Annotated in this window: 8 protein-coding genes; 1 reads left to right on the top strand and 7 read right to left on the bottom strand. The window is 29.5% G+C overall.

Features of this window, described 5'->3' with window-relative positions:
• The coding region (locus M3Z80_RS08405; RefSeq protein WP_293919140.1) for a flavodoxin domain-containing protein at window positions 1-274 on the bottom strand (274 nt) is incomplete at its 3' end.
• A 259-nt stretch (window positions 275-533) separates the two neighbouring features.
• Here M3Z80_RS08405 and M3Z80_RS08400 point away from each other — a divergent pair.
• Window positions 534-1,349 (top strand): AraC family transcriptional regulator, encoded by an 816-nt coding sequence (locus M3Z80_RS08400; RefSeq protein ID WP_293919139.1) that lies wholly within the window; start codon window positions 534-536, stop codon window positions 1,347-1,349.
• Window positions 1,350-1,417: 68 nt separating this feature from the next.
• Here the strand turns inward: M3Z80_RS08400 and M3Z80_RS08395 are convergent, their stop codons facing one another.
• The 6 genes from M3Z80_RS08395 to M3Z80_RS08370 form a co-directional block, all read right to left on the bottom strand.
• Window positions 1,418-3,121: a phospho-sugar mutase gene (locus M3Z80_RS08395; protein ID WP_293919138.1), complete on the bottom strand. Its 1,704-nt coding sequence runs from the start codon at window positions 3,119-3,121 to the stop codon at window positions 1,418-1,420.
• A 23-nt stretch (window positions 3,122-3,144) separates the two neighbouring features.
• Window positions 3,145-3,855, bottom strand: a complete 711-nt coding sequence (locus M3Z80_RS08390; RefSeq protein WP_293919137.1) for a GIN domain-containing protein — start codon at window positions 3,853-3,855, stop codon at window positions 3,145-3,147.
• Between the two features lies 1 nt (window position 3,856).
• Window positions 3,857-4,819, bottom strand: coding sequence for a glycosyltransferase family 2 protein (locus M3Z80_RS08385; protein ID WP_293919136.1), 963 nt, complete (start codon window positions 4,817-4,819; stop codon window positions 3,857-3,859).
• On the bottom strand, window positions 4,785-5,372 hold the full coding sequence (locus M3Z80_RS08380) for a DUF4199 domain-containing protein (protein WP_293919135.1): 588 nt from the start codon (window positions 5,370-5,372) through the stop codon (window positions 4,785-4,787). The genes M3Z80_RS08385 and M3Z80_RS08380 overlap by 35 nt, the downstream gene beginning before the upstream one ends.
• A gap of 183 nt (window positions 5,373-5,555) precedes the next feature.
• A complete protein-coding gene (locus M3Z80_RS08375; protein WP_293919133.1) occupies window positions 5,556-6,734 on the bottom strand; it encodes a carcinine hydrolase/isopenicillin-N N-acyltransferase family protein in 1,179 nt (392 codons plus the stop codon).
• Window positions 6,735-6,743: 9 nt separating this feature from the next.
• Window positions 6,744-7,436, bottom strand: a complete 693-nt coding sequence (locus M3Z80_RS08370) for a thioredoxin domain-containing protein (RefSeq protein WP_293919132.1) — start codon at window positions 7,434-7,436, stop codon at window positions 6,744-6,746.
• Window positions 7,437-7,482: the final 46 nt, after the last annotated feature.

Raw genomic sequence — 7,482 nt, 5'->3', positions numbered from 1 at the left:
ATAAGTAGTCTATATTTTCTGCTGCTTTGCAAAAAAACTTATAAGATGAATCTCCGAGTCCAAAGACGCAATACTGTAATTGAGAAAAATCGAAATTTTGAATATTTTTTAAATTTTTGTAAAATTTTAGGGCTTCATTGGGAATTTCTCCTTCACCATAAGTAGAAGTAATAAACAGTAATATTTTACATCTATTTAAGATGGATATATCTGTAAATTTACCAACCGAATAGTGTTGTACATTAAATCCATCAATAAATAGCCAATGCCTCATTCAAATTTTCGGCTAATTTTCTTACATTTCCTGTTTCTGTTGCAGAAAGAATAAGTATTTCTAAACCTTCAAAAAAATAAAGATTGTTTTTATGTTTAGAATTCTTTTTAGTTTTCCATAATATAAAATAAGAAACAACATAGAGCAATTAAGAAAGTGAGTAAGTTATATATCATAAATTTAAATTTATACTTATAAAACTAGAATACTAATTACTCAATAATTAGTAAAAAAATAGAAATAATTTTAATTTTATATCATGTTAAAATTTAATCAAATAGATTATTTAATTATAAATCGCCTTATAGAAAATGAATATTCTTGTGAAATGCATAAACAAGATCATTATGAACTTATCTATATAGAAAGGGGAAAAGGTAAACATTTTTATAATGATTCGATTATTGAATATTCTGATGGTGATTTATTTGTACTTTCACCCAATGATAGACATTATTTTAAGGTAGATCATGAGACCAGCTTTTTTTACGTAAAATTTACCCAAGAGTATTTTGATTTACATAAAGACTTATATATAAATAAAGAAAATAGAGCCATCTCATTTATTGAATTACTTAATTTAGAATGGTTGAAGCAAGAAAAAGTCTCTTTTCAATATCCCTGTGATGTTCTATTAAAAACAACGATGAATAACTTATTTTTATATTCAACGGAAAGAAAGGTTGAGCAATCCATTTTTGTTTATTACCAAATCATTTCTGTTTTAGGTATGATTGAAGAATATCTAATAAATAGAAATCTCATTCTATCCGACAATACAATACCTATAAAAAATAGAATTTCAATATATATTCAACAAAATATTTTTTGTAAAGAAAAGTTATCCATATCAGCAATATCCTATTATTTTAATATATCTCCCAACTATTTTAGCAGTTTTTTTAAAGAGAAATTTGAAGTAAATTATAAAACATATGTTAATATGTATTTGATAAAGATGATAAAGAAAAAACTTAAAAATAAAGATATTAAATTAAAAGAAATAGCTCAAGAGTTTGGCTTTACTGATACGAGTCATTTAGCTAAATTTCTAAAAAAAAATAATGTAAATTAATATTTATAAGAGTAAGAAATAAAAATTCCGATAATTAATTATCGGAATTTTTTATAAGGGAGAATTTATTAATCTAAAAATTCTTTAATTTTTTGAATTTTATTTTTGGCTTGTGCGAGTTTATTTTTAAATTCTTCTTTAGATGATAAAGAATCTTGTACAGAGAAATAAAATTTAATTTTTGGTTCTGTACCCGAAGGTCTACAAGCTAACTTCGTACCTTTATCAGTGTAAAATATTAGTACATTTGATTTTGGTATATTAATGGGTGTTTTTTCACCGGTTTCTAAATTTAAAGAAGTAGAAGATTGATAATCATCTAGTTTTACAATTTTTTGACCGATCAATTCTTTAGGAGGATTTACTCTGAATTCTTCCATCATCTTAGCAATTTGTTCGGCACCGTCTTTACCTTTTTTAACTATAGAAACTAATTCTTCATAATAATAACCAACTTTTGTATAAACTTCAAGAAGTTTATCGAATAAAGTTTTACCTTCATTTTTAGCTTCTTGAGCTGCTTCACAAGCTACTAAAATAGAAGAAATAGAATCTTTATCACGAACGTAGTCACTAGGCATGAAACCAAAGCTTTCTTCACCGCCGCAAATAAATTTTTCCTTTCCTTCTGCCTTTCTAATTAAGTCCGCTATCCATTTAAAGCCGGTTAATCCCACTCTACATTTTACTCCGTAATACTCAGCTAATGGGAAAAATATATCAGAAGTAACTATAGTCGATCCGATGAATTGTTTTCCGTCGATTTTTCCACTATCTTTCCATTTTCCAAGAATATAATCGGTAATAACTGTATTGGTTTGATTACCGTTTAAAAGAACCAATTTACCATCTAAATCTCTTACGGCTACACCTAATCTGTCTGCATCAGGGTCTGTACCAAAAACAATATCAGCATTTTGCTCTTCGGCATATTTTAAAGCTAAAGAAAGAGCTTCCGGTTCTTCCGGATTTGGTGATTTTACAGTAGGAAAATCTCCATCAGGAATTTTTTGTTCCGGTACTATGAATACATTTTCAAAACCGGCTTTTTCTAATGCATCAGGAAGAATTTTTATAGAAGTTCCATGTAAAGAAGTATATACAATTTTTAAATCCTTTTTACCTTTACAATAAGAAGTATTTTCAACAGCAGCATTGATAAATTTCTGATCTTCCTCTGTTCCTAAATAAGTTATTTTCGTATCATCACCATTGAATTTAATATCAGCAAAATCAACCGAGCGAACTTCTTTTATAATTGCCGTATCATGAGGAGGAACAATTTGAGCTCCATCATTCCAATAAACCTTATATCCGTTATATTCAGGAGGATTGTGAGAAGCAGTCAATACGATACCCGCATCACATTTTAGATTTCTTACTGTGAAGGATAATTCTGGTGTAGGACGAAATTCTTTATATAAATATACATATATTCCATTAGCAGTAAGAACATCGGCAACCAATTTAGCAAAAGTGTTGCTATTATGTCTAACATCAAATGCTATGGCTACTGTAATTTTTTTATCCGGAAATTGCTGGTGAAGGTAATTAGCCAAACCTTGGGTGGCTTGACCGTAGGTATATTTATTTAGACGATTAGTTCCAATCCCCATAATTCCACGCATACCACCCGTACCGAATTCAAGATTTTTATAAAATGCATCGTCCAGTTCTTTTGGGTTCGAATCAATCAAATGTTGTACAGCCTTTTGAGTTTCCTCATCAAAAGGAGATTGTAACCAAGTTTTTGCAAATTCTAATGAATTCATAAATATAAATGTTAATTTTATAATTATTTAAAATTTATAACAGCTAAGTCTTTTTGTTGAATATTTTTAGCGGGATTTCCAATGACAGTTAGTTTTGTATTATCAGATATTTTTCCTTGTAATTTGCTTTTAACAGCTAATTCGGCATTAGCAACGTCTGAAAGCTCAACTTGAGCTTCAGATAATTCAAGAAACGGTGCTGTAAAATCACTGGAATCATGCGCTAATAAAGTAAGATTATTGCTTGATCCTCTAAGGTTAATTTTAGCATCATTTTTTAATTGAACATTTATATCATTTGCTATAACGGTATTAGCTATAAACTTTGTAGTATCATCAAGATTTATAGTTAATTTTGAAACTCTTAATTGAGTATTTATATCAACATGTACATTATCATGTATATCAAACTTTTCAATTTGTTTGTTGTAGAGGTAAATGTTGTAAAGATCAGGATTAGATACTTTTCGGGATTCAGAAATGGAAAGCTTTCCATTAGAATCTTCTATTTTTAGATTTTCAATTAAGTTCTTATATGACTCTATAACTATTCTAGGACTATATATATCATACAAATAAATGAGTCTGTAAGAACCATGTGCGGAAATTTCTTTAATTTGGCTGATTTTTATTTCTTTATTGATTATTTCTCCTTCACCCTTAATAGAACGAGAGCAAGAAATAATCAGAAAAGATATGGTAGATAAAATGCTGTAACGAAAAAAATTTTTCATATTAATCTATATTTAAGTATTTAGAGATTGTATAATCGTCCTTTTTTCTACGCTTCAATTGAACAATTAGTTCCCCTAAAAATCCGGCAATAAATAATAATGTTCCCAAAATCATCATGGTCAAAGCTATGTAAAATAATGGATCATTCGTTATCAGTTGAGCTGGTATTTTTTTCCATACTTTTATCAATTTGCTTATTCCAAGCCAAGCTGAAGAAAAAAATCCTATAATAAACATTAAGGTACCGATAAATCCAAAAAAGTGCATAGGTCTTGTTCCAAACGTTGACATAAACCATACTGTAATTAAATCAAGAAAACCGCGAACAAATCGATTAGGACCGAATTTCGATTTCCCATATAATCGGGCTTGGTGAGGAACTTCTTTTTCAGTTATTTTAGTAAATCCTTCATTTTTAGCTAAAACGGGTATATAACGATGCATATCTCCGTGGACATCGATAGCTTTGGCTACCTCTTTTCTATATGCTTTCAGTCCATTATTAAAATCATGTAATTTTACTCCTGAAGTAATTTGGGCAGCTTTATTAAACAGTTTGGAAGGAAGATTTTTTGTTAATACATTGTCATATCTTTTTTTCTTCCATCCCGAAACTAAGTCGAATCCATCATCAACAATCATTTTTCTAAGTGCGGGAATTTCTTCTGGAAAATCTTGCAAATCTGCATCCATAGTAATTATGACCTCACCTTTTACAACTTTAAAGGCTGCATTTAGTGCTTGAGATTTTCCATAGTTCTTAGCAAATTTAATACCTTTTACTTCCGGGTATAATCGACTAAATTCTGAAATAATTTTCCAAGATAAATCAGTACTTCCATCATCAACAAATACGATTTCATAAGTATAACCTTCTTTTTCACATACGGTTTGAATGCGATTCAATAATTCTTGTAAAGATTCTGCCTCATTGAGCAGGGGAATGACGATGGAAAGTTGCATTAGGTAATCTCGTTCTAAAAAATATTGACAAAAGTAAGGATATTATAAAGTAAAAAAAGAAAAGTGCACTTAAAAATACGCATGAATTTTTAAAAGTAAAAAAAGGTTCATTCATTGCCATTCTCAATTTCAGAATAGACACGTATTCATTGTACTTTGATGTAATTTCCTCCGATGGATTTTGAATAGTAGCATACTCGGCATTAAGATTTTCCATAAGCTTACTCATACCCTGATTGTATAATAAGTGTTGCGCATGTAAATCTATATAACTGAAAAAAATTGCTATGAAAATATATGACAATGTTCCTCCTAAAGCTAGCGTTGTAAATGAATAACTCAAACATTTTAAAAAAGGTAATTTTGTTTGATTAGTTAGTTTATATAATAAAATCAATGCTGTTAAAGTATATAAACCTGGAAGAACAAAAAAATTTATCTTTATACTTATCATATAATAATCCTCTCCCAAATATAAGAGATAAACAGCAAAAAATATTATAATGGTTATTGCTGCCAATAATAATCCGTAATGTGTAGGTTTATTTTTCATATCGATATGAAAGCAAATTTAAACTTTTTTGCTATAATCGAAAAATATAGTTAATATTTACTTATAAAATAGGCTAGGTTTGTTTCAGAACGAAAAGAATACACCTATTTACATTCTCCAAATAACTATTTTAAAAATGTAAAAGGTGTATCTAAAATAATAAAATGTTTGAAATGAAAATTTTTACTTCAGCAAGGGAAGATATTTTTCATGGATATAAGTATCGATCCAAGAATAAAAATTGGTCAATTCTTTTTCATTAATTTTATCTTTATTTCTCCATTCATTTAAAATTAATTCACATCTTTGAATAATTTCATTTTCAATAGAAATTAGTTTCGGTTTAATTACCAAAAGAGTAGGGACATGTATGTAGTCTGATCCTTCTCCTTTTTGTATAGGAAATAATTTCTTTTTTATAGCACTTGCCCATTCGTCCATAGGGGTAACCTGTTTTGAATCGGAGGTCAATACTTTAGGAAAGGTTTTATTAGAGTTTAGCCATAAGGGAATGGTTACAGATCCTAAAGAGGTTCCTAAAATTGTCCATGAAGTAGTTAGCGAAGGAGATTCCGTGGGTTTCACTCCTTGTATGGTAACCACGGATGCGGTAAAATAGCGAGGAATAAAGTCTCTGAACGCGGAAAATTGTTCATCATACTTATTCAAGTCAATTTTTGTCAATCCATGAACTAAACTCCTTGAAACATCTTGTAAAAAGAATTTTGGAGTAAGCGAATTGGTTAGTGAAGCAGAATATAATAATTCTTGTGCTTGTAAATATCTACTATATCCTTTACCATCTTCGGGTTTTCCCGAAAAAGAATAATTAGTTCGTATAATATACCCGAAGGGAGCAATATCAGGATTATTGGCATCATATTTTACAAATTCCAGATTTCCGGTTTCGTAATAGGCTGCACCACCATGAGCATCTATTACTCCGAAATTAGAACTTAGACGTAAAGGTTTGGAAAGTGAATTGAGTAGTTTTTCAAAATCTTCCAGCGTAGAGCAACTTTCCAATGCAAGTCTCATGATCTCACCATCTCGTCGTTGATTTTCCTTTATTTCCGGATAATTTATATTATAGCTGTCAGAATTCATAATGGCAAATCCGGCACTGTTATGACCGTTCAAAATATTTTTATTTTCTAGGTCATTTGGATTGGTCATTCCTATAAAAGAATATTTTCCAGAAGTTGAATATACTAATCGACTATGCAAAGTGTTCGTATCTCTATTCTTATATAGTATAGGTCTACCGTCCGGAGTAGCTTTACCGGATACTACGGCGGTAGTACAACTATATCCTATGCTGATTGAAAAAAGTAAAATTGTGATGAGATAAGTTTTTTTCATAAGTATAATTTATTTTATTAAATCTTCAATCCTTTGTATAAGCTCTTCTTCGTCAATCAATCCTACTTTTTCCCATTGTGCTTTTTGATCTTTATAGGCAATTAGCTTAGGAAAACCATCTTGTATAAACGCTTTAGATAAATTTCTGTTTTCATCACTATTGATCTTAATTAATTCTATTTTATTTTTATATTTTTCAGCTAACTTTTTAAACATAGGTGCCATTTTTAAACAAGGCCCGCACCAAGGTGCATAAAAATCAATGAGCACAATACGATGAGAAGAAATTATTTTATTAAAATCTTCATTAGATATTTTATCAGCAGATTCTCCGACAACAGGAAGATTTTCTTTTTTCCAAGCGTTTATTCCTCCTTTGAGATCATATAAATGAGTAAATCCAAGATTTTTTAGAGAATCAACTGTTGAAGCAGACCGCACACCAGATCTACAATAAATCATATAGGTTTTTGAAGGATCCAATTTTCTGATTTTATCTTTGAAAGTTGCATTTCTGTAATCTAAATCCACTGCATTTTTAATATGTCCGGTTTCAAATTCTTCTGGTGTGCGAACGTCTAAAATCACAACATTAGAATTATTTAGCTTTTGAAAGAAATCTTTGGGCTCCAATACCGTGTTTACCTGTCCGGACAAATAGAGTCCGAATAGTATTTTAAAGGTTAAAATTATTTTTTTCATGGTTTATTATAAATTAAAATTTAATCGGGTAAATACATATCGACCA

The sequence above is a fragment of the Apibacter sp. genome (assembly GCF_025291155.1).
GTDB lineage: Bacteria > Bacteroidota > Bacteroidia > Flavobacteriales > Weeksellaceae > Apibacter.
This window is presented reverse-complemented; position numbering and strand designations above follow the sequence as displayed.